This is a genomic window from Dongia sp. (assembly GCF_041910485.1).
Lineage (GTDB): Bacteria > Pseudomonadota > Alphaproteobacteria > Dongiales > Dongiaceae > Dongia.
Map to the genome: position 1 here is coordinate 87,128 of NZ_JAYRQR010000034.1, position 24,311 is coordinate 111,438.

The following is a 24,311-nucleotide window of genomic DNA, read 5'->3' on the forward strand; positions in this document are numbered from 1 at the left end:
CACCTTTGCAGCTTTGTGCAACCAAACGCGACGAACATGTATTCAGTCGCGGTGGAAAGCGTGTTGCAATCATCGTCCTAAGTCCGCGCCTCCCATCTGGAGGCCGCCAGCCAATGGGAGAGGTTGATGCGTTCTACGCAAACCGTTCTTCGACGATTTGCCGCCATTTCTTTGCCGGTCCTCTTCGGAACAGTGTTGCTGTTTTGGGAAGCCGGTATGAATACCAGCCAGGGAGAAACGACGGCGAGCGCCGCCGATAGCCTCCAGGCATGGGACAAGATCGTGACGGTTCTTGAAAACCCGCGCTGTCTCAACTGCCATCAGGTGAATTCACCGCGCCAGGGTGATGCCAGCCGCCAGCATGTGCCGCTCGTGGTGCGGGGCGAAGACAATATGGGCGTGCCCGGCATGCGATGTACGACCTGCCATAGCCAGTCGGGCAACAACCCGACGTCGGGCGTGCCGGGTGCACCGGCCTGGTCCCTGGCCCCAGTCGAAATGAACTGGCAGGGACTTAGTTCTGCAGAGATCTGCCAGCAGCTGCGCGACCCCAAGCGCAACGGCAATCGCAATGCCGAACAATTGGTCCATCATTTTGCCGAGGACAATCTGGTTGGCTGGGGCTGGAATCCCGGCAAGGGACGGACGGCTGTCTCAATGCCGCGGGCTGAGCTGGTGGAACATGTGCAGACATGGCTCGCCGGCGGCAGCGAATGCCCGAAGTAATGCGCGCGAGAAGGAGATTGCGATGATTACTCTGACGATCAATGGCGAAGCTCACGACCTCGACGTCGATCCGGAAATGCCGCTCCTCTGGGTGCTGCGCGACCGGCTCAACATGACGGGCACGAAGTTCGGCTGCGGTGCCGCGCAATGTGGCGCCTGCACCGTCCATGTCGATGGCGAGGCGCGACGTTCCTGCTCGACCATGGTAGGGGATGTTTCGGGTAGCGAAATCACCACGATCGAGGGCATTTCCGGCAAGGTGGCGCAAGCCGTGCAGACCGCGTGGCAAAAGCTCGACGTGGTGCAATGCGGCTACTGCCAATCGGGGCAGATCATGTCGGCCATCAATCTGCTGACCTACAATCAGGCGCCGACCGATGACGACATCAATGCCAGCATGGAAGGCAATATCTGTCGCTGCGGCACCTATCAGCGCATTCGCGCTGCCATCCACGAAGCTGCCAAATCGTTGGCCTGAGGACAGGGAGCAAGCCATGTTGATCCGCCAGCAAGACAAGACTTCGACCTCACGCCGGGCCTTTCTGAAAGGTGCCGCGAAAACGACCACGGCCTTCGTGCTGGGCACATTCGTACCGTTCGGCCGGTTTGCCCTGGCCGAAGGCGAAGCCGCGGCGCCGCCCAAGCCGGTGATCGACCCCAACATGTTCCTGCGCATCGGCAGCGACGACACGGTTACCGTCCTGCTGAAGCATCTGGAAATGGGGCAGGGGGTTAGTACCGGTCTCTCGACACTTGTGGCCGAGGAACTGGATGCGGATTGGTCGAAGGTTCATTTCGACCACGCGCCCAACAACCCCAAGGTCTTCAACAACCTGTTCTTCGGTTCCTACATCGGTACGGGCGGGAGCACGTCTATCGCCAACTCCTTCACCCAGATGCGGGAGGTCGGCGCTGCCGCCCGGGCGATGTTCGTCGCCGCTGCTGCCAGGAAATGGAACGTGCCGGCAGCCGAAATTACGGTGACGGACGGTGTCATTTCACATGCCTCGGGCAAATCAAGTGGCTTCGGGGCCTTGGTCGAGGCGGCGATGCAGGAGCCGGTACCGGCCGAGGTGACGCTCAAGGACCCGAAGGATTGGAAATATATCGGGCAAAAGCTGCCGCGCCTGGATACGCCGGGCAAGACTACTGGCAAGGCGGTCTATGCGCTCGACTACCGCCGGCCCAACATGTTGGTGGCGATGGTTGCGCGGCCGCCGCAATTCGGCGGGGCAGTGGCAAAAGTCGACGATGCAGCCGCCCGCAAGATTGCGGGTGTGGTCGATGTGGTCGAGATTCCGAGCGGCGTCGCCGTGCTGGCCAAGGATACCTGGTCTGCCATGCGCGGGCGTGAGGCACTCAATATCACCTGGCAGCTCGACAAATCGGAGAGCCGGTCGAGCGATGCCCTCATTGCCGAATATCGTGACGTGGCGTCGAAGCCTGGATTGAAGGCCGATCGGCGTGGCGATGCGGCGGCAGCGCTCGGCAGCGGTGGCGACATGCATGAGGCCGAATTCCTCTTTCCCTTCCTGGCGCATGCACCGATGGAGCCGATGAACTGCATCATCGAACTGACCAAGGATGGGGCTGAGATCTGGGCCGGCAGTCAGTTCCAGAGCATTGACGACTATTCGGTGAGCCAGGTTTTGGGCACCACGCCGGACAAGATCAAGATCCATACATTGATCAGCGGTGGCAGCTTCGGCCGCCGGGCCAATGCGCGTGCCGATTGGGCCGTCGAAGCCGCACATATCGCCAAGGCGATTGGCGGCAAGGCACCGGTGCAACTGGTCTGGAGCCGTGAGGATGACATCAAAGGTGGTTTCTACCGTCCGATGGTGCTCCACAAACTGAAAGCCGGGCTCAAGGACGGTCGCATCAGCGGCTGGCAGCACACGATCGTCGCCAAGTCGATCCTGGTCGGTACGGCCTTCGAAAGCATGATGGTGAAAGACGGCGTCGATGCGACGACGGTCGAAGGGGTTGCCGAAACGCCCTATCAGATCGAGAACTTTGCCGTCGATGTGCACAACGCGAAGAGCGAGGTGCCGGTCCTCTGGTGGCGATCGGTCGGCCACAGTCACACCGCCCATGTCATGGAAACGACGATGGACGAGCTTGCGCATAAAGCAGGGCAAGACCCGTTGGCGTTCCGGCTTTCCTATCTGAAGGAAGGTTCACGCGAGGCTGGGGTTCTGAAGCTGGTGGCGGAAAAAGGTGCCTGGGGCAAGAAGATGCCGGCAGGCAGTGCTCAAGGCATCGCCATGCATCATTCGTTCGGCTCTTATGTGGCCATGATTGCGGAGGTCGCGACCAATGCGGACGGTTTCAAGGTGAACCGCATCGTGGCGGCGGTCGATGTCGGCATTGCCGTCAATCCTGACGTGATCGCGGCCCAGGTTGAAGGTGCCATCGGCTTTGCCATGTCGGCCATCCTCCGCAACCGCATCACACTGAAGGATGGTGTGGTCGAGCAGGGGAATTTCGACGATTTCGAACCGACCCGCATGAAGGAGATGCCGGTCGTCGAGGTGCATCTGGTAAAATCGGCCGAGGCACCGAGCGGTATCGGCGAGCCTGGCCTGCCGCCCCTGGCGCCGGCCATCGGCAACGCGATCTTTGCTGCGAGCGGCAAGCGGTATCGCTCGCTGCCATTTGAAAAGCCCGCTTCGGCGTGAGAGGAGAGTGCCGGCTGACGTAGCTGTCAGCCGGCCTTCTTGAACGGATGGAAGATCGGTTCCTTGGGGCGGAACAGGTAAGCCCGGATGATCGCCCCATAGCCCGGCATGAAATACCCGCCATTCTCGGCCAGCAATTTTGACTTCAGCTGGCGATATCGGGCCGGGCGCTTGTACCAAGCAAGTGCCGGCTCGGCGTGATGCAGGGCGTGAAGGTTGTTGTAGAGAAACAGAAAGCCCCAGAAGGCGCCTGCTTCGCAGATGATGGAGCGGGTCTTCTCGTCCGGGGCTGCCCGATGTTCGGCATAGGAGCGCACCAGCGCCAGCGACGTGCCGGGATAGGCGAAAAGGGCCACATAGGCCCAGAACGGGATCTGGCAAACGCCCATGACCCAATAGAGGATGATGGCAACAGTTGAGAAGTGCCAGACCCACGGCATGATCCGTTCGCGATCGGCCGAAGTCAGATCCCGGGCACATTCGCGAATGGAGGCCAGTGTGTAATAGCCTGGCCCCAGAAGCATGCGGCCGGCCAAGGTGCGCATGCATTGCCGCACCAAACGATGCAAGCCCGACATCTCAGCCCATTGCTCTTCGGTCAGATAGTTCGATTCAGGGTCCAGGAAAGGATCGGTAAGATCTTGATCGATATGGTGGCGCGTATGGGTCTTTACGTAGAGGTCGTATGGGATCCACAGCCACAGTGACCAGCCGATTGTCCATCGGTTGAGGCGGCGCGACATGAACGGGTAGTTGTGAACGGCCTCATGCTGAAGCGATCCATGCAGGCAGATGGTTGTAGCGCCCAGGGCGAAAACTGCCCACCAGGGAAGGCTGTGATAGTTCCACGTGGTTAGGAGAAAGACGGCGTATATCCCGGCTGCCAGAAGCAAGGTCGGGATATCGGCCACATAGGCATGGCGGCCAATTTCGCCCTTGTTTAACCGCGGGGCGGCAGCGGGGTCTGTCTCGGTAGTCATAAGGCCTTAAAAGGCGTTGAATTGCTGTGGTTATTGGTAGTCCAGATTCTGCCCCGTGGGCAATGAAGAAATACTAATAGGCGGCATGAGTCGCAGCCGGCTGTGCACTTGGGTTTGGTCCAAACCATCGCTATGCTCCCGCCGTCAGAGGGAGATGGTTAATGTCGGCCGATATTCATCATGGTCAGTGCCTTTGCGGTTCGGTTCAGTTCGATATTGAGGGTGACCTGACCGTTCCGGCCATGTGCCACTGTGCCATGTGCCGCCGCAATCACGGCGCCCTTGGCGTTTACACCACGGCCCCGGTTGCCAAGGTTCGTCTGCAGGGCGAGGAAGACCTCCGCTGGTTCCGTTCCAGCGGCAAGGCCGAGCGCGGCTTCTGCGGCAAATGTGGCTCGAAACTGTTCTGGCGCCGGGTGGGTGGCAGCGACCTCGATATCACGATGGGCAGCCTGGATAAGCCCACCGGCCTCAGCGCGGAAAAGCATATCTGGGTCGACTTCAAGGGTGAATATTACGACATCGCCGACGGTCTCCCGCAATTTGCCCGCTCGTCTGCGAATGCGCAGCCCAGCGCACCGGCGCGGCCAATGGCAGACGGCGGGACGCCGCCGATGCATCATCATGCGAGCTGTCTGTGCGGCGAGGTCGATTTTACCGTGACCGGCAAGTTACGGGACATCAGCCAATGCCATTGCAGCCAGTGCCGCCGCTGGCATGGCCATGCACCAGCCTACACGAAGGCTAAATGGGCCGATGTTTCGTTCAAGGCGCGTGCGCCGCTCACTTGGTTCCAATCGTCGGACAATGCGCGCCGTGGCTTCTGTAGCCGGTGTGGATCATCCCTCTTCTGGGAGCGGATTGGTGCGGACGCGGTTTCGATTTCGGCCGGAGCCTTTGATGCCCCGTTCGGGCCGCGACAGCGGCATCACATTTTCGTCGCCGACAAGGGGGACTATTACGATGTCGCCGATGGTTTGCCGCAATTCCCCGGGACGGGCGCCAACGCCCTCCCGTTTTGACCTGATGAGTGCCGAAAAATGATTGCGGCCCTGCCGATGTATGATTTTCCCGAGCTGCGCACGCAGACGGACCAGCTTTGGGAAGCTCTCAGGAGCCACTTTGCGGCGGCCGGTCTCACCGACCTGCCCGAGCTACTGACTCGGCCGATGGATGCCTATGCCCTTTGGCTCGATCGAAATCTGGTATTCGCGCAAACCTGCGGCTACCCGCTGACGCACCGGTTGCAGGGAGAGGTGCGCTATCTGGCCACCCCTTGCTACCGGGCCCCGGGCTGCGACGGTCACACCTATTGCAGCTCCATCCTGGTGCGTGCCGAGGACGCGGCCGTTACGGGGAAAGATCTTGTCGGCCGAACCGCTTGCTTCAACAGTGAAGACTCTCAGTCCGGCTACAATATCCTCAAACACTATTTGGCGGGGCAGGGCATCGCCAACGGCCAGTTGCGTGCTGCCATCGAGAGCGGTGCGCACCGGCAGTCAGCGGCGATGGTCAAGTCCGGCAAGGCTGACTTCTGCGCCGTCGATTGCGTCAGTTGGGCGCTTTTGACGGCGGTGGCGCCCGATGAGGTCAGCGGCCTCCGTGTGCTGGACCAGACTGCCTCGGCACCTTGCTTGCCTTTCATCACGGGGCTTGATCGCCCTGTCGAGGATGTGGCCGCCTTGCGCACCGGGCTGGCGGCGGCATTTGCCGACCCGGATATCGAGGACATTCGCAACCAGCTCCTGCTGGACGGCTTTGAAATCCTCGATGACGATGCATATGACGTCATCCCGGTGCAGGAAGAAGCGGCCAAACGCTCAGGCTGGGCGAGGGTGGCTTAGGGAATGCACGGCGGACAGTCCATCGGCACGGGCGGCACCCTGTGGCCGAGCCTTGCCATGATCGGCTCATCCATCTTCTGGGGGTCGATGTGGTACGCGTTGCGAGAAGTTGAGGCAGCGGGGATTCCGGCGGCTTTGGCTGGCGCCCTCTGCTACGGCGTTCCCCTTATCCCCTTGCTGCCGTTTCTCTACACGCGGCGGCGTGAACTGGCTGCGGGCAATTGGCGCGTGCTGTTGTGTGGCGGATCGCTCGCCTGCTGCAACATCTTATTTGCCGTCGCCGTGGTACTGGGGGAAGTCGGCATCATCATCCTGCTCTTCTACTTGAGCCCGATCTGGTCGACCATTTTGGAGCGGATCTTCATGAAGACGCCGCTCACTCCCATTCGCTGGATCGGCATCGGCCTGGCGCTCCTGGGTCTCGCCATCCTGCAGGGTGTGGGAGGCCGGGCGCCCTGGCCATCCAGCCTTGCCGAATGGATGGGACTTGCGGCCGGCATGTGTTGGGCTGTTGCTCTGCTGACGGCGCGAATGTGGTCGCATATCGCCGTGCTGGAGAAAAGCATCGCCCAATTCGGCTGCGCCTTGCCCATCGGCCTGCTGGTCTATCTGCTGATTGGCGATCACTACGGGGCGGCCGGCTGGCCTGACGGGGCGACGCTGCTGGGTGCCGTGCCCTGGATCGTGGCTGCCGGTTTCATCTGGGTGGTGCCGGCAATGGTCTTGAGCTTGTGGGGCGCCGCGCGTCTCTCACCAGGGCGAGCCAGCATTCTCATGACGTCGGAAGTTGTCGTGGGCGTCGGCTCGGCTGCCTGGCTCGCCGGCGAGGAGCTTGGCTGGCACAAGGTCCTGGGCGGTATCCTCATCGTAAGTGCGAGCTTGCTGGAGTCCTGGCAGGCCCGGCGCGAAACCCAGGCCGCCCGTGAAGGAGCCCCTGCATGATCCGCCAATACGACGCGCGCGGTCTTAAATGCCCGATACCGGTCCTCAAGGCGCGCAAGCTGATCAAGGAACTCGCCCCGGGCGATATTCTGGAAGTCGATGCGACGGACCCCGGCGCGCCGAAGGATTTCGCACATTTCTGCGAAGTGACGGGCAACAAGCTGCTGGACGGCAGCGAGCCGGAACCGGGTGTCTTCCGTATCAGGGTCGAGGTCGTGGGCTAGAGACGCCGCCCAAGATGTCCGGGTGGCCCTGGCGTTCAGTTGGTGTTGGCGGCCGGGCTTTGGCGCAACGCTTCGGGAATGAAGCGGGTGACGCCATGTTCGTCGTAATATTTGATGGCGCCGGGATGGAACGGGACGCTGACCCCGGCGATCGCCAACTGCAGGTCCAGGGCCTTACCGGCCGCAGATACCTGGTCCAGCGTCTTGCGGCTGGCTTCGAGCCACACCGCGCGGGTCAGTTGATAGGCCATATCCCCATCGAGGCTGGCAGGGACCAGCCAGACGGCGACGAATTCGACGGTCGGCGTATCCGGAACGTTACGGAAGGTCCCCGACTTGATGATACCCTTGGCGACGAAACCATAGGCCTTCATCATTTTGGCGACGGCATCGCCGTCAATCGGCAGCAGGCGCAGCGGCATGGAAGCCGCAAGTGCCGTCACATCGCGGCTATCGATCGAATCCACCACGATCATGGCGTCAATCTTGCCGGATCCCAATGCTTCGGCCGCAGCCGGAAAGTCGAGATAGCTCGGCTTGATACGCTTGGTGGTAAGGCCGTGGAAATTGAGGATTTGCTTGGCCGTAACGGCGTTGTCGCTCTTCTCGGCGCCGAGATTGACCCGCAGGCCCTTGAGACCGGCAACGCTCTTGGCCGCCGATTGCGGCCCGACAATGACTTTGACGTTGAGACGACCCAAGCCGCAGATCGCGCGGAGTTCCTGGTCGGCACCGACCGCTTTGAACGCGTCCTTGCCGGTATAGGCGAGATAGGCGATGTCCGCCTGCGCCACCGCGGACTCAATCAGCTTGCCGTGCAATTGGCTTAAGTTTTCGACAGATCCGGAGCTTGTCTGAGCCAAGCCGATCATGCCGGGAATGCCGCAGGAGCCTCCTTCTTCGCAGCTGCGCGAGCCGGGCGGATTGCTGATGGCGCCGCCGATCAGGCCGGCCAATTCGGCAATCGGCGTGCCCGGCTGACCGGCACCGACACGGAAATAGCTGAGTTCCTGGGCACGCGTCGTTACCGGGGCACTGAGGAGGGGCAGGCCGAAACCGATGGCGCCGGCCGCACAGGCAGCGCCGCCCAAGCCGAAAAGAACCGTCCGGCGGGTAACTACTTCCTGGCGCAAGCGGCCGGAGCTGAGAGCCCTGCCAATTGCGTGCCTGTTGACCTTCAAAAAGTCCATCGGGGTGCCGGTCGCTTCAAGAGCTAGGCTGTCGCAATCAGCACTTGCGCAGCACCTCTAAGATATAGAACGAGTGTTAATGAGTCGCCAATACGAAGCCCGCATGCAGCGTGTGCGTTTCGATCAAAAATCCGAGATCAGAGCCGCGCGCGGGGCGCTTAAGGATTGTGGCGGAACGGTGGCCGAGCGGCGCAAGGGGCGCCCGGGCCGAGCCCCGGTCGCGTGACCGTCGCGCCAAACTAATGCCCCATTTACAAGCACAAATCGAATGCCGAGGCTCGGCTCCGTCGGTGCCGTAAAGGTGGCGCGGTCGATCACGGTGGCCGGATCGAAGACGGTGACATCGGCAAACGCGCCTTCAGCCAGTTTGCCGCGATCGATGAGGCCAAAACGGCGTGCGGTGAGACCCGTCATTTTATGGATGGCGGTTTCCAGGTCGAAAAGGCCGAGATCGCGGCTGTAGTGGCCGAGGACGCGGGGGAAGCTGCCCCAGAGGCGGGGGTGGTTGATCTCTCCGCCGGGCAGGCCGTCGCTGCCGATCATGGTCGGGCCGAAGGCCATGATCTTCTGCACGTCGGCTTCATCCTGGCAGAAATAGATTGCGCCGCCGGGCGTGAGGCGGTCGGCAGCGGTGTCGCGATCGACACCCCATTCGGCGGCGATATCGTCGAGCTCCCGCCCGGCCATTTCCGGGTGCGGCTGCGAGGAACTGATCAGGATCCGCTCGGCCGACAAAACAAAGGCCGGGTCGATGATTGTCGCCGCCGCGTTGTAGGGATAGACGTCGAGCGCCACGGGCTGGCTCTTCCGTGCCGCGTCGATCATTGGCAGCGACCAGTCCGTGTGGCCCTTGTTCTCCGGCCCGTCGCCCTGGTGGTGGGAGAGGATCAAGGGCACGTTGGCGGCCTGACCGATATCGATCGCCTCCTGCAGCGCCTCCCGGAAATGATGGTCGTAATTGCGCGAATGGGTCGTATAGACGGCGCCCGCTTCGCCGGCGAGGCGGGCGAGTGCGACGACCTCGCGCGTGTCGGCTGCTTTGTTGCTGGGATATTCGAGGCCGGTTGAGAAACCGAGGGCCCCCTCGGCCAGAGCTTGGCGGAGGCGTTCGCCCATAAGGGCGATCTCGGCTTCGGTTGCCGGTCGGTCGAGCGCCGCCATGCATTCGACCCGCAAGGCCGAATGGCCGACCAGGGCCGCGGCATTGACCGAGGCAGGCTTCACTTCGAGTTCGGCGAAATAGTCGGCAACACGCGGAAAGCGATAATAGCTGGTGTCACCCAGCAGAAAATCGAGTGGATAGCTGTCCCGTGGCGTCAGCGGCGCGGCACTGAAGCCGCAATTGCCGACCACGACCGTGGTGCAGCCTTGGCTCACCTTGGACGGCATGTCCGGTTCGGCAAGGAGAGCGATGTCGTCATGGGCATGCGCATCGATGAATCCGGGGGCAACGATGCAGCCGCTGGCGTCGATCGTTTGCTTGGCGGTATGGCCGGTGAGCTTCCCGATGGCTGTAATCCGGTCGCCATCGATTGCCACATCGGCGGCAAAGCGCTTCGCGCCCGACCCGTCGATGATCTCGCCGCCGCAAATGAGAATGTCGTGCGTCATGACCTAACCCCGTATGTCGTAATTCATCATGTGTATGGCGACTTGTCTCAAGCCCGTCCGCCTTGGTATTAGCACTTCTAAAGGATCACGATGGAATTGGAATCCCCTTCACATGAATACCAACCAGAAGCGTCTCGCCAACATCCGGCGCCTGCTGAAGCCGCGTCATATTTGCATCATCGGCGGTCAGGCCATGGCGGATTCGATCCGTCGTTGCGCCCAGGCTGGGTTCGCTGGGGAGATCTGGGTGGTCAACCCGAAGTATGAAGAGCTGGGCGGACGCAAATGCTATCCCTCCATCGCGGCTTTGCCGGAAGCACCGGATGCGACCTTCATCGCCGTCCCGCGCGAGGCGACGATTGAGACGCTGAAGGAACTGAAGGCCCGCGGTGCGGGCGGCGCCATCTGTTACGCGGCCGGCTTTGCGGAAGTGGGCGGCGAAGGTGTCGGGCTGCAGAAGCAGCTGATCGAGGCGGCGGGCGATCTCGCCGTGGTCGGGCCCAATTGCTACGGCATTCTCAATTATCTCGACGGCATCGCGCTCTGGCCCACGGGGCACAATGGTGTCCGGGTCGAGACCGGCTGCGCGCTGGTGGCGCAGAGCGGCAACATCGCCCTCAACCTCACCTGCAACGACCGGTCGGTGCCGTTTGCCTATGTGATCACCTCAGGCAACCAGGTCGTCCTCAACGTCGCCGATTTCGTCGATGCCTTGGCGGACGATCCCAAGGTGACGGCAATCGGTCTCTATATCGAAGCAGTGAGTGATATTGCGGCTTTCAGCCGGGCGGCGGCCAAGGCGTTGAAGAACGGCAAGCCGCTCATTGCCCTCAAGGCGGGCAAGTCGGAACTCGGCAGCCAGCTCGCGATGAGCCACACTTCGTCTCTCGCCGGCAGCGATCGCATGTACGACGCACTGTTTGATCGCCTCGGTGTCATCCGCGTGCATTCGATCCCGGATCTCCTTGAGACGATGAAGCTCATCTCCATCGCCGGCCTGCCCAAGGGCAAGAGCTTGGCGGTATTTACCTGCTCCGGCGGCGACGGGCTGATGACGGCCGATCTTGCCGAAGAGCTCGACGTCCCGCTCAATCCGCACAGTGCGGAACAGGTCGCCGATCTGAAGCAGCAATTGCCGAACTTCGCCAGCGTCACCAATCCGCTGGACTACAACACGTCGCTGTGGAGCCATGAGGACCTGCTGACCAAATGTTTCGGCACCGTCATGCGTGGCGATTACGACGCCGGCATGCTGATCCTCGACTATGCGACCGACGGCGAGGCCAGCGAAAAGGCTTGTGACGCCTCGGTCAACGCGATCATGTCGGCCTGCGCCACCCACGGCAAAATGCCGATTGTGACGGCCACACTCCCCGAACTGCTGCCGGCCAAGACGCGCGCCCGGATGGCGCAGCACCATGCGGCGCCGATGCAGGGCCTTCCCGAGGCGATGCGGGCCTTTGCCGCCGCTGCTCGTTTCGCCAACCAGCGCGCGCATCTGACCGGTGCCTCGGCCGAGGAACTCATTATTCCCAGCACGCCCGTGATCGACGGCCCGACGCGTATCGTCTCGGAGCATGATGCCAAACTGGCACTTGCCAAGTTCGGTCTTCAGAGTCCGGCCAGCCGCATCGTGGCGCCGGAGGATGCTGCAAAGGCCGCGGCTGGACTGGGCTTTCCTGTTGTCGTCAAGGTGGCTGCGCCCGTTATCGCACACAAGACCGAAGCGGGCGCTGTCGCCGTCAACCTCAAGTCCGAGGCTGAGGTCGAGGCGGCGATTGCGCGCATGCACGGATCCGTGGCGGCCTACAAGCCGGGCCTCAAGATCGAGAAGGTCTTGGTCGAGGCGATGGTGCGCGATGTCGTTGCCGAACTGATTATCGGCGTGAAGCGCGACCCGCAATTCGGTCTGGCACTCGTCGTCGGCGCCGGCGGCATCCTGGTCGAAATGGTTGAGGATTCGGCCCTGCTGCTTCTGCCGACAAATCGTGCCGTGGTCGAAAAGGCCATCCACGGTCTCAAAATCGCCAAGCTGCTGCGCGGTTATCGCGGTAAGCCGGCTGGCGACATCGATGCCGTTGTAAACGCTGTCATGGCGGTCGCTTCCTATGCCGAGGCCCATCGCGGCGATCTGGTCGAGCTCGACGTCAATCCGCTGATGGTGCTGCCGAAGGGGGCTGTTGCCGTCGACGCGCTAATTGTCCAAGCGGACAAGTAGCAAGCGACCTGCCGCGATAAATGCGATGTCGGCGTTCGGTCATTGATCGGCGTCGCTTTCGGGCCAGCCCTGGGGTTTCTCGACCTTCACGCTGTTGCGACTAACAACGCATAACAGCAGGGGAGTTCGATGACCTACCAGCCAGGACGGCAGTTTCTGCAGATTCCGGGGCCGACCAATATTCCAGAGCGCGTGCTGCGAGCTATCGCGGCACCCGTACTTGATCATCGCGGCCCCGAATTCGCGCGCCTGGCTACCGAGGTCTTGGCGCGCATCAAGCCGATCTTCAAGACGGCGCAGCCGGTCCTGATCTTTCCTGCCTCAGGTACCGGCGCCTGGGAATCCGCCCTCGTCAACACGCTCTCGCCCGGCGACCGGGTGCTCGGCTTCGACAGCGGTCAGTTCGCTTTGCTCTGGACCAACATGGCGCGGAAGCTCGGTCTCGACGTACAGACGCTGACGACCGATTGGCGGCGCGCGCCGGACCCGGCGCTCATCGAGGCGGCTCTCGCCGAGGATCGCGAAAAGAAGATCAAGGCGGTTCTGCTGGTGCACAATGAAACGGCCAACGGCTGCATGACGCGGGTGGCCGAGATCCGCCAGGCCATAGACCGGGTCGGACATCCGGCCTTGTTGCTGGTCGATACGATTTCCTCCCTCGGCAGTGCCGATTTTCGCATGGATGAATGGGGTGTCGACGTTGCCATCGGCGGATCCCAGAAGGGACTGATGCTGCCGGCCGGCTTGGCTTTCTGCGCAGTCAGCGCCAAGGCAATCGCCGCTTCGAAATCGGCCAAGATGCCGCGCTCTTTCTGGGATTGGGAACCGCTGCTCGCCAATACCGGCGGCAATTTCCCTTATACGCCGGCCTGTAATCTCTTCTTCGGATTGAAGGAGGCGCTCAACCTCCTTGATGCCGAAGGTCTGGAAAATGTGTTTGCGCGTCATGCACGTCATGCCGAAGCGACACGGCGCGCAATCCGCGGCTGGGGCTTGGAGATCGTCTGTGCCGAGCCGAAGGATTACAGCCGGTCCATCACGGCGGCCTTCATGCCGGAAGGGCATTCGGCCGATGGGTTCCGCAAGCTGGTATTCGATCGCTTCAACATGCCGCTTGGCGGTGGCTTGGGACGCCTGGCGGACAAGGCGTTCCGCATCGGCCATCTCGGCGATACCAACGATCTGATGCTGGGCGGCGCCCTTTTCGGCGTGGAGATGGGCCTTGCAGCCGGCGGCATTCCGCACAAGGCCGGTGGCGTGCAAGAGGCGCTCAATTACCTCGCCGAACAATCGGGTGTTGCGACGCGTCTCGCCGCCGAATAGCGCTTGCCTTCCCAACATGGCCCGGTCGATGCTGCGAGCCCGAAGATCGCAGTCGAGGCCGGGCCATGCAGGTTTACTTTTCCGATGTTCAACTCCGGCACGCGCCCCGTGAATTCCTGGTGCGTGGCCAGTGGAAGCCATGCCCCGAGAAGCCGGAACGTGCGACCGCCTTGAAAGAAGCGCTGCACGCGGCCGGGCATCGGATTGAAGCACCTGAAGGCTCCGATCGAACCGCAATTGCGGCCGTGCATGACCAGCGCTATCTGACATTCCTCGAAACGGCGCACCGACGGTGGACTGATCTGCCCGGAGCGTCCGAAACTGTCGTTCCCAATATCCATCCGAACGGTCGTGGGCTTGGCTATCCGCATTCAGTGGTGGGGCAGGCCGGGTATCACATGGCCGACACGGCCTGTCCGCTCGATGGGGACAGCCTCGATGCCATTCTGGCCAGCGCTGACTGTGCCATTGCGGCTGCGACGCGCGTCCTGCAGGGAAAGTCATCGGCCTACGCCCTGTGTCGTCCGCCGGGGCATCATGCCTTTGCCGACATGGCTGGTGGCTTCTGCTTTCTCAACAACAGCGCCATTGCCGCCCAAATGTTGCGCACCCGTCACGAACGGGTGGCGATTGTCGACGTGGATCTCCATCATGGAAACGGGACGCAGGGAATATTCTATCACCGCGGCGACGTTCTCACGGTTTCCGTCCATGCCGATCCCAGCAATTTCTATCCGTTCTTCTGGGGACATGCGAACGAAGCTGGTGAGGGCGAAGGCGAGGGTGCCAACCTCAATTTACCCCTACCGCTTGGCAGCGGTGACGCGGCATTCCTCGATGCCCTCGAACTGGGGTTGCGCAAAGTTAAATCGTTCGGTGCCAGCGCTATCGTCGTTGCTTTGGGGCTCGATGCCTTTGCCGGTGATCCGTTCGCGGGCCTTGCTGTGACGGAAGAGGGATTCCGCAATATCGGTGCTGCCCTTGGCAAGCTTGCGCTGCCGAGCGTGCTGGTGCAGGAAGGCGGGTATCTTTGTCCGGAGCTTGGCCGCAATCTGGTGGCCTTCCTCGCAGGCTTCGAGGGTTAGCTCAACGAAACCGGTTGGCCGGAATATGAATCCCGACGCGTGTTCCGTGATCGATCTGGCTCGAAAGCGTCAGGCGGCCATCGTGCAGTTCAATAAGGCGGCGGGAAAGCGCCAGCCCCAGCCCAGTGCCGCCGAAGCGGCGGGCGCGATGGGACTCAACCTGCACGAACGGCTCCAAGACCCGTTCGATATCCTTCTCAGGTATGCCGATGCCATTGTCTTCGACCTCGATGAGGAGATCTCCATCGGTCGACATAGCGGCGCGCAACACGATAGCACCCCCGCCCGGCGTGAACTTGATGGCGTTGGAAAGAAGGTTGAGCAGGATCTGTCGCACCAGCTTCTGATCGACCAGCACCAATGGAAGGTTTGGCGCTATGTCGCTCGCCAATGTCAGATCTGCGGCCAGCGCGCGTTCGCGGCCAAGACGCAGAATTGGCTCGCACAGCATCTCGACGGAAATCTCTTCCTCATTGAGGTTGAGGCGCCCGGATTCGATCTTCGACAAATCGAGAATGTCGTTGATCATGGTCAGCAAATGGCTGGCGCTCGTCTGGATATCGTCGGCATATTCGACAGCGCGCCCCTTGCTTGGCAGCTCGGCGATCTGGCGCGACAGCAGGTCGGCAAAACCGATGATCGAATTGAGCGGCGTACGCAGCTCGTGGCTCATGTTGGCCAGGAAGTCGGATTTGGCTCGGCTCGCCAGCTCAGCTGTTTCCTTGGCGACGATCAGGGATTGTTCGCGCCGGATGAGGTCGGTGATATCCGTCGCCGTGCCGCGATAGCCTGTATGTGCACCGGTTGCGTGGGAAAAGGTGGGGACGCCGCTCAACAGGAACAGGCGTGCTTCGCCGCTCTTCGTTTGCGCTTCCAGGCGATGGTCGCGAAAAGGCGCCATGGCTTCGAGACGGCGTTGCAGGGCGACGATGCCGGCCTCGGCAGTGGCCAGGCCACTGATTGAGCGGCCCATCAGTTCCTGCGGCAGAAAGCCCAGAACTTTGACGATCCGGTCGGACAGCATGGTGAAAGTACCGTCGGGAGCGGTTTCCCACACCCAGTCAGATGTCAGCCGAACGATATCGTCAAAGCGCTCCCGGGCGACGGCAAGATCCGCAGCGTTCTGGGTGCTCTTGTCGACCGGTTCCACCAGTCCGGCAAGGCCGTTGAGCCTGCCTTGCTTGTCCGTAAGCGGGACATGGTGGACGTGAAGAATCTGGCTTTCGCCGTCGAGCGTGACTTCGACGTCGCGGCGGATGACGCGCTGTTGAGCGCCAGCTTCGGCAATCAAATCCGGCAGCGACAACAATTCAACGACGCCACGACGCAAGGACAGCCGTTCAGACAATTGCCGATAGGGGAGATTCTGCCAGGTCAGATGCCCGGTCGAATCAACCATGTAGAGTGGCGATGAGAAATCGAACAGCCGATGCGCGAAAATTTGCTTGAGATATTCGGCGCTCGGTTGGCGGGGGGCGGTTGCGTCCGGTTTGACCAGCCGCAGCTTTTCCCGCATGCCGCTCATCCGCGGGTCTGGCTTTCCAGTCGGCGGATGGATTTCAGGAAGAACGGGTTCACCTTCCATCGCTCCACCACCTTGCGGGCCGTATCCGGCTTCAGGCGGTCGAACATCTCCATCGAGCGCGACAATTGATAGGGATTGTTGGCCAGTTCGCCCGGGCGGGCGCGCTGCAGCATCAGGAACAGGGCCGTGAAATCGGTGCGGTTGATATTGCTGGCGCGGCAGGCGATCACCATGCCTTCGCCGCCATCCTCATAGATCAGCTTGCGCGCGACTTGCGGGCGCAAACCCACCATTTGGGCCAGCATGGCTTCAAAGAGGGCGATCTCGCCACGCCGCAACGTCTTTACCAGCATGTCGGCGGTCAGTTCCGACCGCTTGGCAAGCTGCTCGGCCAGAGCCATCGCCGCATCATCGGCACGGCTGTTTGCTTCCGGATCATGGTCGGCCACATCTTCGGCGATCTTGGCAACGGTGATGTCCAGCTCCGCCTTGTCGACCGGGTAATGCTCGACGATGTAATGGCGCAAGGCCGCGGAAACCCACACATACATCTTCTTGGTAAGGTCGACCGGGAGGTCCTTGCGACGCAGAAGCGGTTCTTGGAACTCGTCGACGGTCTCGGATTGCTGCACCAGATAGGACATGGTGGCATCCGTGATCTGGGCGCCGTGATTTTCGAGCAGCGCCTTGATCACGTCGACCGAGGAAGTGCCTACCAGCGCATCGCTGACGACGGTGCTGACGCTGCGGCGCATGGCGATCGCCAGACGATGGCTCAGCGTGCGGTGGCGCACGATTTCGACCAGGTCCTCGTCGCTGAGGAGGTCGCTCTTGAGGAGCACCGGCGAAGCGATATCAAATTCGTCATTGGCGAGAAGATTGACGATTTCATGCGGCGCGTTGGGGGATTGGGCGAGCTTATCGGCCAAGGCCTTGCGAATGGGGCGCGCCACATCCTGAATGAGCTTCTTCAGGATGTCGTTCATCAGGGCCTTTTCCTGCAAGGTCAGGATGCGGCCGGAATCGTCCATCAGATCGCCGATGGCGGTTACGAGGCTGGACCTCCCCAGACTGGATTTGTCACGGGCGAGATCGACCAGCTTGCGGACGTCGGTGGCGATCACATGCGTTCTCGTGGGCGTGTTGTGCTGCTGTAGCAAGATGACTGTTCGGTCAAAAAGGCATTTTTGTTTGATCTGAGAACGATAGGTCCGTGATCGTTACTAGATTGTTAAATGACGCGCCCACGCTGCACATCATCGTGTGATCTGAGATTCGGCCGGAACTCCCTTGCCTGTTCGCAAGTACCTGTAGAATTGAGACAATGTTTCAATTGTTTGAGGAATGCCGCCTAGCGCCCGCAGCACGCTCTGTGCGCGATGTCACTTTTTCCAAAGGCGGACTTTTTATTCCGGGCCCTTAAAGGCCCCAAGCAAAGGCGGACATGCTGAGACTGCCCAGCGTGAAGCTGTGGTGAATGCGTTCGCCCTTGGCCTGTTCGGCTCGCCCGGCGGCGGCACCCAGGGCGACGAACAGCGGCAGGATATGGTCCTCGCTCGGATGTGCGACCGTCGCATTGGGAGCCAGATCGCGATAGCGGGTAAGGCTGGCGAGATCCCCGCTTTCGACATGGTCGGTGAGCCACCGATCGAATGCTTCGGCCCATTCCTCCTTGCCGCCACGGTTGCGCCAATCGAGGGCGCGCAGGTTGTGGACAGCGCCACCAGAGGCAAGGATCAGGATTCCTTCCTCGCGCAGCGGCGCCAGCAGGCGCCCCAAGGCCACATGATCGGCGGGCGAGCGATGGTGTATCAGCGAGAGCTGCAGCACCGGAATGCCCGATTGCGGGTAGGCGAGAATGAGGGGGCTCCACGCCCCATGATCGAGCCCGCGCTCGCTGTTGATCAGCGCATTGCAGCCTTGGCCCTCCAGCAGGGCCACGACGCGGCCGGCGAGTTCCGGGTCGCCCGGTGCGTCATAGCGCAGTTCATAGAGCGCCTGCGGGAAGCCATAGAAATCGTGGATCGTGCTCGGTGCCGGATTGCCGGTGACGCTGGGGATGGCTGTTTCCCAATGCGCTGAGATGCAGAGGATGGCCTTGGGCTGCGGCAACTTGGAACTCAGCCGCACCAGGAAATCGCGCGCTGGTACATCGTCGAAGGCGAGGGTGGGGCTCCCATGCGAGATGAAGACGACAGGCATAGTCTGCTGCTGCGGAGCGTCCAAGATGGGTCCCTTCAGGCCTTGCGTTTGCGCGCCGGGTCGAGATAGCCCATCGACCGCAGCGAGGCGTGGCCTTTGCGGCCGATGATGATGTGGTCGTGGACCTGGATGCCGACCTGCGCCAGCGCCTCCTGCACCGCACGGGTCATGTCGATATCGTCGCGCGACGGCGTCGGGTCCCCGGTCGGGTGGTTATGCGCCATAATGACGGAACTGGCGCCCAGCAGCAGGCAGCGTTTCACCACCTCGCGCACATAGACCGGTGCGTGGTTGACCGTCCCGCGCCCCTGCACCTCGTCGGCGATGAGCGCATTCTTGCCGTCGAGGAACAGCAGGCGGAACTGCTCGTTCTGCTCATGCGCCATGACGGAGTGGCAATAGTCGAGCACGGCCTTCCATGAACTCAAGACCGGCTTGTCGAGCACCATCTGCTTCTGCATGAGAAGCGCCGAGGCCTGGACCGTCTTGATGGCGACCGCCGCCGTTTCCTTGATGCCGCTCACTTCCATCAGCTGCGTAGGTTCCGCCGCCATCACCCCGGCGAAGCTACCGAACCGGTGGATGAGATCCTTGGCGAGCGGCTTCACATCCTTCTGCGGGATGGCGAGATAGAGCAACAGTTCTAGCAATTCGTAATCGGCCAGGGCCGCCGCGCCGCCGCTGAGAAATCGTTCGCGCAGCCGCTGCCGGTGGCCGTGATAATGCGGCTTTTCTTTCTCGCTATCCGGCGCATCTTTAGGCGGCATAGGGCGGGCAGTGCAGCCCGGTGGGCGAGGCGGTGAATATCTCGATGCCCGTTTCTGTGACGCCAACCGTGTGCTCGAACTGGGCGGAGAGTTTCTTGTCGCGCGTGACGGCAGTCCAGCCGTCATCGAGAATCTTCACCTGCCAGGTGCCGGCGTTGATCATCGGCTCGACCGTGAAGAACATGCCGGGTTTGATTTCAGGCCCGGTGCCCTTGCGGCCGAAATGCAGGACCGATGGCTGATCGTGGAAGACCGTGCCGATGCCGTGGCCACAGAAATCGCGCACCACGGAGAAGCGCTGCTTCTCGGCAAAGCTCTGGATCGCATAGCCGACATCGCCGAGCGAGGCGCCGGGCTTGGCCGCATCGATGCCGCGCATCATGGCTTCGTAGGTGACGTCGATGAGGCGCTGCGCCTGCACGCCGATCTTGCCCACCGGGTACATGCGGCTGCTGTCGCCGTGCCAGCCGTCGAGAATGACGGTGACGTCGATATTGACGATGTCGCCGTCGGCAAGCTTCTTCGGGCCCGGAATGCCGTGGCAGACGACATGGTTGATCGAGGTGCAGATCGATTTGGGAAAGCCGCGATAGTTGAGCGGGGCGGGGATCGCCTTCCGCGCCACGATGAAATCGTGGCACAGCTTGTCGAGCGCCTCGGTAGTGACGCCAGGCACGACGTGGGGCGTGATGAAGTCGAGTGTTTCGGCGGCGAGCAGCCCCGCCTTGCGCATCGCTTCGAAATCGGCCGGCTTGTGCAGCTTGATCTTGCCGCCTTCATCGATCCAGTCGTCGTTCACGTCTTGCTTTTGCATCGCTCTTACCGCGGCTCCCGGCACAATTCCTGCCGATTTGTAGGATTAAAGATTAGATACGCCGTGGCCCCAACCGGCGCAACCCCCGGCACTGCATGGCTTCCTGTTCAGCATTGCAAGCTCATGGCATCGCTCAAGAATATGCCATCCGGGCTGACATTGCAGGCCCGTGCCATAACCTCGATTCCTGCAGCGCGGGCCGTTTCCAGGGCGCTCGCATAGGCGGGATCGATATCCCCGGCCATCGCCAGGGACCGGCAATCGCCGCGCTGGGCGAGGAACAGCAGCACCGCACGGTGGCCCTGCGCCTTGGCAACCGCGAGTTCCCGCAGATGTTTCGCCCCGCGCTCGGTCCGTGAATCAGGAAACTCGGCAAGGCCCGGCTGCCGGGACAATGTCACGCTCTTGACCTCGAGATAGATCAGCGCGCCGTCGGCCGCCTCGTGGCGGAAATCGAACCGCGTCCCCGGCCCGAACTGGGCCTCCGCTCGCCAGTGACCGTCCTGCGGCAAGCCGGGAAACGAACCGGCGGCAAGACCCTCCGCCACAATGCGGTTGGCCCAGCCGGTATTGATGCCGACCAGGGCGCCGCTCTCGGCCGTGACCAGTTCCCAGCCGAAATCGAGCTTTCGCCCCTTGGCCGTTTTCGCCGACAGCCAGCAGGCGGCGCCCGGTGTCGCCAGCCCCAGCATCGAGCCCGGGTTGGGGCAATGCGCCACCACTTCACGGCCGTCGGACAGGCGCATGTCAGCCAGGAACCGCTTGTATCGGCGCAACAGCCGCGCCGGGATCAGATCGGTGGCAAAATTCATCTGGGCAGGCTCAGGTGAACCAATTGAAATAGATCGTGATTCTTACCAAATCAGAGTTGCGCCGGCCGATGTTGCATATCGCCTGGCTTCCCGGCAAGTTACCGCCACTTCCGCGCCAAGGATTTCCGCCCATGCGTCCCGCCCTCATTGCCACCGCAGCACTTCTCCTGGTCTCGGCCTGTTCCTATTTCGACAAGGGCGGCAATTGGACTCAACCCGGCGCCAGCAGCGAACAGATGCACAGCGACCTCGGTTCCTGCGAAGCCGCGGCCCGGTCCCAGACCAAGGTCGATCGCGGCATCGATCAGGATATCGCAGCGACCCAGGGCGGCGGCGCTTTCGGCGACCCGCTCGCCGACAGCGGTGTCTCCGGCTATCGGACCGGGAAGCGCTATGACGATATCGTCGATGAATGCATGCGTGCCTTCGGCTATGTGCGGCAATAGAGAACGATGATGAGCGACGTGAAGATCGTCACTGCTGCGGTCCTGGTGATCGGCAACGAAATCCTCTCCGGCCGAACCAAGGACCTCAACCTCGGCTATCTCGCGTCCGGCCTCACCGCGATCGGCATACGTCTGGTGGAAGGCCGCTTCATCCCGGATGTCGAGGCGACCATTGTCGCCGCGGTCAACGAACTGCGCGCCAAATACGATTACGTCTTCACCACCGGCGGGATCGGCCCGACGCATGACGACATCACCGCCGCCTCGGTTGCCAAGGCATTCGGTGCGAAGCTGATCCTGCATCCGGTGGCGGCCCGGCTCTTGACTCAGCATTACGGTGCCGAGAACTTGACCGAAGCGCGGATGCGCATGGCACACACGCCGGAAGGGGCGACGCTCATCGACAATCCGGTCTCGGTGGCGCCCGGCTTTCAGATCGGCAATGTCTTCGTCCTCGCCGGCGTGCCGCGCATCTGCCAGGCGATGTTCGACGGTCTCAAGGGGCGCCTCCAAGGGGGCGATCCCGTCCTGTCGCGCACCGTCTCCGGCTATATCGGCGAAGGTGTCATCGCCAAGGATCTGGGCCTGCTGCAGGACCGGCACCCGGCGCTGGAGATCGGCTCCTATCCTTTCTTCCGCCAGGGAAAGTTCGGCGCCTCCTTTGTCATTCGCGGCACCGACCAGGCGGAGATCGACCAGGCAGCGACCGAGCTCCACGGCATCATCCACAATCTCGGCGCCGACCCGATAGAGGGGGAGCCCGCCGTCTGACGGCCAGCGGACGCACATTGTCCGCAGCCGCGTGCGATGCTAGGAAGCAGCGTCGGCCAATGGGCCGAGCAGACCGCCCTGCCGCACAGCCCGCTTGGTGGAATTGGTAGACACACAGGACTTAAAATCCTGAGAGGCGAAAGCCTCGTGCCGGTTCGAGTCCGGCAGCGGGCACCAGAATGGCAGTGCATTCGTGAGAGCCTATGGCATTCAAGCGTCGGACGACCTATCCGCCCACCAATGGCCCTCTGCTTGACGGCGGGCCATTTGAGGCAGGTTTTATCGCGCTACATCCATTCTTTGCTGTGGATGGAGTCGATCCGGCATTGGCGGATTGGGGTACAGTCGTAGTCTGTCGAGATGACGATCCCGGTGAAGATATCGTGGACGCGATCGAGCGCATTGAGGATTCGCGCTACCAAGGAAACCTCACCACTGACGTTGTTGCCCTTCTTGCAAAGACACGAGGGCGCGAAATCAGGTGGAGCAAGATTTGCGCGGAGACTGGAATCAAGACGATCCCATCGCTAAATCGTGCGCTTCTTACGGGGATTGGCGCGCTCAAATCGGAACATGAAGACCGCAAAGCTGCCGGCAAGCTCCAAGAGTATTGTCATGCAAATCGGACTTTCATGCCTACAGAAGGTGCTATCCAGCCCATCATGGAACGGAAGATTGCGACTCTCTTCCAAAAGGCTGGAATTGAGCGTGTGGAGCTTGCAAGCGAATTTGACGAAGCGGGTGTTTCGCTGGAGGTTTCAGCCCTCCAATCACACGAACCGTGGGACGTACCGGGTCTTTCTCGCATACCGACCCGCATATACGCGGAGGATCGGTCACTTTTGGTCGTTGTTGAGTGGGACAGTTTCTTTGCATTGATCTGCGGGACAAACGAGAAACTCGATCAGTCAGATCTTGATGGCGCCTTTGAAGGCTTCTTTTGTACTCCGCACACGCGTCATAACTGGTGGAGTCAGGAAACCTAGCCGTTATTTCGCAAACCCCTTCTTCATTCCTCGCTCAGGATTTTTTTTGGAGGATGGAATGGCGGAGAGTTCTCGAAATTTGTTGCGGGGAATGTTGCGGAGTTGCGGGATTGTTGCGGATTCTGCTCAGAATCTTGAAGCGGCTGTGTAAAAAAGTTCAAATATTGCAAAGGGTACGCAGTCGTTCTGACTTCGGATCAAGTGTAACAACTGGGACTTAAAATCCTGAGAGGCGAAAGCTTCGTGCCGGTTCGAGTCCGGCAGCGGGCACCAGCGGCGACACTGGTTTTTAGTGTTGGGACGACACGGGCAAAGCGAGTTGCCAGAGCGTCCGAAATCGCACGCGGATCGTCCCTTCCGACCTTTACCTTGCTAATACACCCACAAACAGCGTATGGTGCGGCTCTAGACCTGATTTCGGCGCAGCCCGATCATCTCTCCAGAAGAGAGCCAACCGGCCATATCCGTTATCCCGTTCAGAACCGCCGCGCGGCTATTCGCTCGGCGGCAATAGTCTTTGCTAAAGGTTTGATATGTCTGTTGGAAAAGTTAAGTGGTTCAATGCCCAAAAGGGTTTCGGCTTCATTCAGCCCAATGATGGCGGCAACGATGTGTTCGTGCACATTTCCGCTGTCGAGCGCGCTGGAATGGGCTCGCTCAATGAAGGGCAGGAAATCAGCTACGACGTGCAGACGGAGCGCGGCAAGTCATCGGCTTGCAATCTGAAAGCGGCGTAAGCGTCGGCGTAAGAGTGAGAGGGCGGCCTAGGCCGCCCTTCGCATTTTGGCCTGCATGCTTATTCAGCAGGCCATACTGCCGTAAGGCCCTGGGAGGACGACCGCAATGCTGAGACCTTTGTTATCGAAGCAAGTCGAGGAATCGCAACGCGTCGCCAAGGAAGCCCGCGACCGCGAGCGCCAGCGTGAACAGGACATGCTGCAAGAGCGCGCCAAGGCCAATGCAGTCTTCGCGGAGAATACGGCCAAGCTGCGCGCCCTGCGCTTGGCGAAGGAAGCCACCGAGCGGGAAGAAGCCGCCAAGAATCCTGTTACAAAGGCCCGCAAGATCAAGGCATCGGCGGTCTAAACCGGCCGGTCTCTTTTTTGAAAGCGAGCCCAACCCACCATGCGATGGGTTGGATCTATTGGTGCTCTTCCAGTTTCG

Annotated in this window: 24 protein-coding genes and 1 tRNA gene; 16 read left to right on the top strand and 9 right to left on the bottom strand. The window is 61.4% G+C overall.

The annotated features are described in order from the left end of the window. The first annotated feature begins 126 nt into the window (after positions 1 to 126). From ACE3PP_RS10500 to ACE3PP_RS10510, 3 genes are read left to right on the top strand one after another with little or no spacing between them, the layout of a single operon-like run. Positions 127 to 726, top strand: coding sequence for a hypothetical protein (locus tag ACE3PP_RS10500; RefSeq protein WP_374381627.1), 600 nt, complete (start codon positions 127 to 129; stop codon positions 724 to 726). 22 nt (positions 727 to 748) lie between these two features. Beyond that, on the top strand, positions 749 to 1,204 hold the full coding sequence (locus tag ACE3PP_RS10505) for a (2Fe-2S)-binding protein (protein WP_374381630.1): 456 nt from the start codon (positions 749 to 751) through the stop codon (positions 1,202 to 1,204). Between the two features lie 16 nt (positions 1,205 to 1,220). Continuing rightward, positions 1,221 to 3,407, top strand: coding sequence for a molybdopterin cofactor-binding domain-containing protein (locus ACE3PP_RS10510; protein ID WP_374381633.1), 2,187 nt, complete (start codon positions 1,221 to 1,223; stop codon positions 3,405 to 3,407). A gap of 26 nt (positions 3,408 to 3,433) precedes the next feature. On the opposite strand, the gene ACE3PP_RS10515 is transcribed toward ACE3PP_RS10510, so the two are convergent. Next, positions 3,434 to 4,387, bottom strand: a complete 954-nt coding sequence (locus tag ACE3PP_RS10515; RefSeq protein WP_374381636.1) for a fatty acid desaturase — start codon at positions 4,385 to 4,387, stop codon at positions 3,434 to 3,436. A 161-nt stretch (positions 4,388 to 4,548) separates the two neighbouring features. Here ACE3PP_RS10515 and ACE3PP_RS10520 point away from each other — a divergent pair, with 161 nt between their 5' ends. The 4 genes from ACE3PP_RS10520 to ACE3PP_RS10535 are packed head-to-tail and all read left to right on the top strand — an operon-like array spanning position 4,549 to position 7,397. Continuing rightward, entirely contained in the window at positions 4,549 to 5,409 is an 861-nt protein-coding gene (locus ACE3PP_RS10520) for a GFA family protein (protein WP_374381639.1), read from the top strand. Positions 5,410 to 5,427: 18 nt separating this feature from the next. Further along, on the top strand, positions 5,428 to 6,231 hold the full coding sequence (locus tag ACE3PP_RS10525; RefSeq protein ID WP_374381642.1) for a phosphate/phosphite/phosphonate ABC transporter substrate-binding protein: 804 nt from the start codon (positions 5,428 to 5,430) through the stop codon (positions 6,229 to 6,231). Between the two features lie 3 nt (positions 6,232 to 6,234). Next, complete coding sequence (locus tag ACE3PP_RS10530) at positions 6,235 to 7,173, top strand: DMT family transporter (RefSeq protein ID WP_374381645.1); 939 nt, start codon at positions 6,235 to 6,237, stop codon at positions 7,171 to 7,173. Next, positions 7,170 to 7,397 (top strand): sulfurtransferase TusA family protein, encoded by a 228-nt coding sequence (locus ACE3PP_RS10535; RefSeq protein WP_374381647.1) that lies wholly within the window; start codon positions 7,170 to 7,172, stop codon positions 7,395 to 7,397. The genes ACE3PP_RS10530 and ACE3PP_RS10535 overlap by 4 nt, the downstream gene beginning before the upstream one ends. 35 nt (positions 7,398 to 7,432) lie before the next feature. Here ACE3PP_RS10535 and ACE3PP_RS10540 read toward each other — a convergent pair whose 3' ends face one another. Then, positions 7,433 to 8,587: a TAXI family TRAP transporter solute-binding subunit gene (locus ACE3PP_RS10540; RefSeq protein WP_374381650.1), complete on the bottom strand. Its 1,155-nt coding sequence runs from the start codon at positions 8,585 to 8,587 to the stop codon at positions 7,433 to 7,435. Between the two features lie 123 nt (positions 8,588 to 8,710). Next, positions 8,711 to 10,198, bottom strand: coding sequence for an amidohydrolase family protein (locus ACE3PP_RS10545; RefSeq protein ID WP_374381652.1), 1,488 nt, complete (start codon positions 10,196 to 10,198; stop codon positions 8,711 to 8,713). Between the two features lie 112 nt (positions 10,199 to 10,310). Here ACE3PP_RS10545 and ACE3PP_RS10550 point away from each other — a divergent pair, with 112 nt between their 5' ends. The 3 genes from ACE3PP_RS10550 (at position 10,311) to ACE3PP_RS10560 (ending at position 14,824) form a co-directional block, all read left to right on the top strand. Beyond that, the gene (locus ACE3PP_RS10550) at positions 10,311 to 12,416 is read left to right on the top strand and encodes an acetate--CoA ligase family protein (RefSeq protein WP_374381655.1); all 2,106 of its coding nucleotides are present in this window, start codon (positions 10,311 to 10,313) and stop codon (positions 12,414 to 12,416) included. Between the two features lie 129 nt (positions 12,417 to 12,545). Continuing rightward, complete coding sequence (locus tag ACE3PP_RS10555) at positions 12,546 to 13,739, top strand: alanine--glyoxylate aminotransferase family protein (RefSeq protein ID WP_374381658.1); 1,194 nt, start codon at positions 12,546 to 12,548, stop codon at positions 13,737 to 13,739. Between the two features lie 65 nt (positions 13,740 to 13,804). Next, the gene (locus tag ACE3PP_RS10560) at positions 13,805 to 14,824 is read left to right on the top strand and encodes a histone deacetylase family protein (protein WP_374381661.1); all 1,020 of its coding nucleotides are present in this window, start codon (positions 13,805 to 13,807) and stop codon (positions 14,822 to 14,824) included. 1 nt (position 14,825) lies between these two features. Here the strand turns inward: ACE3PP_RS10560 and ACE3PP_RS10565 are convergent, their stop codons facing one another. The 6 genes from ACE3PP_RS10565 to sfsA all read right to left on the bottom strand — a co-directional run bounded on the left by ACE3PP_RS10565 (position 14,826) and on the right by sfsA (position 20,944). Continuing rightward, positions 14,826 to 16,340 (bottom strand): ATP-binding protein, encoded by a 1,515-nt coding sequence (locus ACE3PP_RS10565; protein ID WP_374381664.1) that lies wholly within the window; start codon positions 16,338 to 16,340, stop codon positions 14,826 to 14,828. Between the two features lie 5 nt (positions 16,341 to 16,345). Beyond that, complete coding sequence (locus ACE3PP_RS10570; protein ID WP_374381666.1) at positions 16,346 to 17,473, bottom strand: DUF2336 domain-containing protein; 1,128 nt, start codon at positions 17,471 to 17,473, stop codon at positions 16,346 to 16,348. Between the two features lie 295 nt (positions 17,474 to 17,768). Continuing rightward, positions 17,769 to 18,551: a class III extradiol ring-cleavage dioxygenase gene (locus tag ACE3PP_RS10575; RefSeq protein WP_374381669.1), complete on the bottom strand. Its 783-nt coding sequence runs from the start codon at positions 18,549 to 18,551 to the stop codon at positions 17,769 to 17,771. Positions 18,552 to 18,586: 35 nt separating this feature from the next. Beyond that, positions 18,587 to 19,318, bottom strand: coding sequence for a DNA repair protein RadC (radC, locus tag ACE3PP_RS10580; protein WP_374381672.1), 732 nt, complete (start codon positions 19,316 to 19,318; stop codon positions 18,587 to 18,589). Further along, entirely contained in the window at positions 19,308 to 20,132 is an 825-nt protein-coding gene (gene map, locus ACE3PP_RS10585) for a type I methionyl aminopeptidase (protein ID WP_374381676.1), read from the bottom strand. Before map ends, radC begins: the two co-directional genes overlap by 11 nt. A 107-nt stretch (positions 20,133 to 20,239) precedes the next feature. Further along, a complete protein-coding gene (sfsA, locus tag ACE3PP_RS10590) occupies positions 20,240 to 20,944 on the bottom strand; it encodes a DNA/RNA nuclease SfsA (protein ID WP_374381679.1) in 705 nt (234 codons plus the stop codon). A 131-nt stretch (positions 20,945 to 21,075) separates the two neighbouring features. Between sfsA and ACE3PP_RS10595 the strand changes: the two genes are divergently transcribed. The 6 genes from ACE3PP_RS10595 (at position 21,076) to ACE3PP_RS10620 (ending at position 24,233) form a co-directional block, all read left to right on the top strand. Further along, positions 21,076 to 21,390: a hypothetical protein gene (locus ACE3PP_RS10595; protein WP_374381682.1), complete on the top strand. Its 315-nt coding sequence runs from the start codon at positions 21,076 to 21,078 to the stop codon at positions 21,388 to 21,390. 6 nt (positions 21,391 to 21,396) lie between these two features. Further along, on the top strand, positions 21,397 to 22,161 hold the full coding sequence (locus ACE3PP_RS10600) for a competence/damage-inducible protein A (protein ID WP_374381685.1): 765 nt from the start codon (positions 21,397 to 21,399) through the stop codon (positions 22,159 to 22,161). Positions 22,162 to 22,249: 88 nt separating this feature from the next. Continuing rightward, positions 22,250 to 22,338, top strand: a tRNA-Leu gene (locus ACE3PP_RS10605). Between the two features lie 26 nt (positions 22,339 to 22,364). After that, a complete protein-coding gene (locus ACE3PP_RS10610; protein WP_374381688.1) occupies positions 22,365 to 23,147 on the top strand; it encodes a DUF2711 family protein in 783 nt (260 codons plus the stop codon). 533 nt (positions 23,148 to 23,680) lie between these two features. After that, positions 23,681 to 23,884: a cold-shock protein gene (locus ACE3PP_RS10615; protein WP_374381691.1), complete on the top strand. Its 204-nt coding sequence runs from the start codon at positions 23,681 to 23,683 to the stop codon at positions 23,882 to 23,884. Between the two features lie 106 nt (positions 23,885 to 23,990). Continuing rightward, complete coding sequence (locus tag ACE3PP_RS10620) at positions 23,991 to 24,233, top strand: hypothetical protein (RefSeq protein WP_374381694.1); 243 nt, start codon at positions 23,991 to 23,993, stop codon at positions 24,231 to 24,233. Positions 24,234 to 24,311 lie beyond the last annotated feature (78 nt).

Coding starts and splice junctions, on each gene's coding strand:
- ACE3PP_RS10500 (WP_374381627.1), top strand. CDS start 127: ATGCGTTCTACGCAAACCGTTCTTCGACGATTTGCCGCCATTTCTTTG.
- ACE3PP_RS10505 (WP_374381630.1), top strand. CDS start 749: ATGATTACTCTGACGATCAATGGCGAAGCTCACGACCTCGACGTCGAT.
- ACE3PP_RS10510 (WP_374381633.1), top strand. CDS start 1,221: ATGTTGATCCGCCAGCAAGACAAGACTTCGACCTCACGCCGGGCCTTT.
- ACE3PP_RS10515 (WP_374381636.1), bottom strand. CDS start 4,387: ATGACTACCGAGACAGACCCCGCTGCCGCCCCGCGGTTAAACAAGGGC.
- ACE3PP_RS10520 (WP_374381639.1), top strand. CDS start 4,549: ATGTCGGCCGATATTCATCATGGTCAGTGCCTTTGCGGTTCGGTTCAG.
- ACE3PP_RS10525 (WP_374381642.1), top strand. CDS start 5,428: ATGATTGCGGCCCTGCCGATGTATGATTTTCCCGAGCTGCGCACGCAG.
- ACE3PP_RS10530 (WP_374381645.1), top strand. CDS start 6,235: ATGCACGGCGGACAGTCCATCGGCACGGGCGGCACCCTGTGGCCGAGC.
- ACE3PP_RS10535 (WP_374381647.1), top strand. CDS start 7,170: ATGATCCGCCAATACGACGCGCGCGGTCTTAAATGCCCGATACCGGTC.
- ACE3PP_RS10540 (WP_374381650.1), bottom strand. CDS start 8,587: ATGGACTTTTTGAAGGTCAACAGGCACGCAATTGGCAGGGCTCTCAGC.
- ACE3PP_RS10545 (WP_374381652.1), bottom strand. CDS start 10,198: ATGACGCACGACATTCTCATTTGCGGCGGCGAGATCATCGACGGGTCG.
- ACE3PP_RS10550 (WP_374381655.1), top strand. CDS start 10,311: ATGAATACCAACCAGAAGCGTCTCGCCAACATCCGGCGCCTGCTGAAG.
- ACE3PP_RS10555 (WP_374381658.1), top strand. CDS start 12,546: ATGACCTACCAGCCAGGACGGCAGTTTCTGCAGATTCCGGGGCCGACC.
- ACE3PP_RS10560 (WP_374381661.1), top strand. CDS start 13,805: ATGCAGGTTTACTTTTCCGATGTTCAACTCCGGCACGCGCCCCGTGAA.
- ACE3PP_RS10565 (WP_374381664.1), bottom strand. CDS start 16,340: ATGCGGGAAAAGCTGCGGCTGGTCAAACCGGACGCAACCGCCCCCCGC.
- ACE3PP_RS10575 (WP_374381669.1), bottom strand. CDS start 18,551: ATGCCTGTCGTCTTCATCTCGCATGGGAGCCCCACCCTCGCCTTCGAC.
- radC (WP_374381672.1), bottom strand. CDS start 19,318: ATGCCGCCTAAAGATGCGCCGGATAGCGAGAAAGAAAAGCCGCATTAT.
- map (WP_374381676.1), bottom strand. CDS start 20,132: ATGCAAAAGCAAGACGTGAACGACGACTGGATCGATGAAGGCGGCAAG.
- sfsA (WP_374381679.1), bottom strand. CDS start 20,944: ATGAATTTTGCCACCGATCTGATCCCGGCGCGGCTGTTGCGCCGATAC.
- ACE3PP_RS10595 (WP_374381682.1), top strand. CDS start 21,076: ATGCGTCCCGCCCTCATTGCCACCGCAGCACTTCTCCTGGTCTCGGCC.
- ACE3PP_RS10600 (WP_374381685.1), top strand. CDS start 21,397: ATGATGAGCGACGTGAAGATCGTCACTGCTGCGGTCCTGGTGATCGGC.
- ACE3PP_RS10610 (WP_374381688.1), top strand. CDS start 22,365: ATGGCATTCAAGCGTCGGACGACCTATCCGCCCACCAATGGCCCTCTG.
- ACE3PP_RS10615 (WP_374381691.1), top strand. CDS start 23,681: ATGTCTGTTGGAAAAGTTAAGTGGTTCAATGCCCAAAAGGGTTTCGGC.
- ACE3PP_RS10620 (WP_374381694.1), top strand. CDS start 23,991: ATGCTGAGACCTTTGTTATCGAAGCAAGTCGAGGAATCGCAACGCGTC.